The organism is Mycobacterium sp. 1245801.1, assembly GCF_001673055.1.
Taxonomy (GTDB): Bacteria; Actinomycetota; Actinomycetes; order Mycobacteriales; family Mycobacteriaceae; genus Mycobacterium; species Mycobacterium europaeum_A.
In genome coordinates this window covers 1-1,239 of the sequence record NZ_LZKY01000309.1, presented here as the reverse complement: position 1 = coordinate 1,239, position 1,239 = coordinate 1, and the positions used below count along the sequence as shown (strand labels likewise).

1 protein-coding gene and 1 pseudogene are annotated in these 1,239 nt (G+C 60.2%); both read left to right on the top strand.

From position 1 onward, the window contains the following. Window positions 1–446 precede the first annotated feature (446 nt). Entirely contained in the window at window positions 447–578 is a 132-nt protein-coding gene (locus tag A5622_RS30515; protein WP_255361663.1) for a hypothetical protein, read from the top strand. Between the two features lie 92 nt (window positions 579–670). Beyond that, window positions 671–1,239: pseudogene (locus A5622_RS19915) on the top strand (hypothetical protein); the annotation flags it as partial.

Sequence of the window (1,239 nt, the reverse complement as noted above, 5' to 3'; positions counted from 1 at the left end):
GACGCTACCCCGCTGGTAACCTCTCCACGCCGGTTCAAGCCGACGCTGCGGTGCAATTTGCCGCCGTTCGCTCGTCGAGCGCCTGATCGATCAATGTGGTACTGGAATGCCGTCGCAGAGTTATCGAGCCGCTAGGCGCGCTCGCGTCACCAGGCGGATTCGCCATCGATGGTCGCGAGGTCTCGCATGGGTAGAAAATTACGGGCGGACGCCGTTGGCCGCTATTCACTATGTACTAGCCTCGACGCAGCGCAGACACGGCTTCATCTCACTAGCGAATCCCAGCGACGTCAGGCCGGTCCGACGACGATCTGCCTCAAACCGATGCTGACGGCCGCATAAAGTCGGTGGTCTTACGCCAGCGATCAGTCACCTTCGAGATAAAGAATCTGCGCCGTTCGCCGGGGTGAAGTGAGCGAAGCGCTGCCTCGGCTTAGCATTCGGACATGCGCGATATCGAAGCGATTGACGCCGATCTGCAGTTGGTGTCGCGCGCTTGGTGCGCGGCTTTGGTGGCAAATGATCACGCACCGAGTACCACCCTGATCGACCAGCTTCGCGAGGAGCGACAGCAGTGAGGCGCTGCGTCCGGAACTGACATGACCGGATACCACTAGAGGTAGCGTCGTAGCTGGTCGGAAGCATAGACGGCGGGTTGGCGGGTGGTGCGATGCAACTGATCGAGCTAAGCATTGGCGATCTCATCGCCAGAGCTGGCGGTGACCCATGGGCGATCAACCAGAGCTTGCAGGCCGGTAGCCCTTTTCAGATCTCTCAACTGGCAGAGGCTTTTCATGGTGCTGGTCGACACACCGCCGAGGCGGACCACTCGTTTGAGCAAGCCCGGCAACGGTTCGACGCGGCCTGGAACCACCAGAACGGCGACCACCCGATCAACGATGCGGCTGAAGTGCAGCGGCTCGTCAAATCGCTTGGTGCACAGTCCGAGCAGTTGCCCAAAATCGGTAGCGACCTGGAGAACATTGCCGCCGCCTTAGCTGAGGCGCAAAAAGCCGGGGCACGCCGGATCGCCACGTTGGAACACGAGTTGCAAGGGCTCGACAACATCATCGACGCCGCGGAGCACGATCTGCAGAATGGCCACCCCGACGCGAAGACCGAGGCCTTTCTGAAGAAATTGATCGATGATGCGAAAGCCGATGCCGCCGATGACACACGAGATGCACTCAAACAGATGACATCTATCCGCGACACCTACACGCGATCGCTACGGCAAGC

Coding starts and splice junctions, on each gene's coding strand:
- A5622_RS30515 (WP_255361663.1), top strand. CDS start 447: ATGCGCGATATCGAAGCGATTGACGCCGATCTGCAGTTGGTGTCGCGC.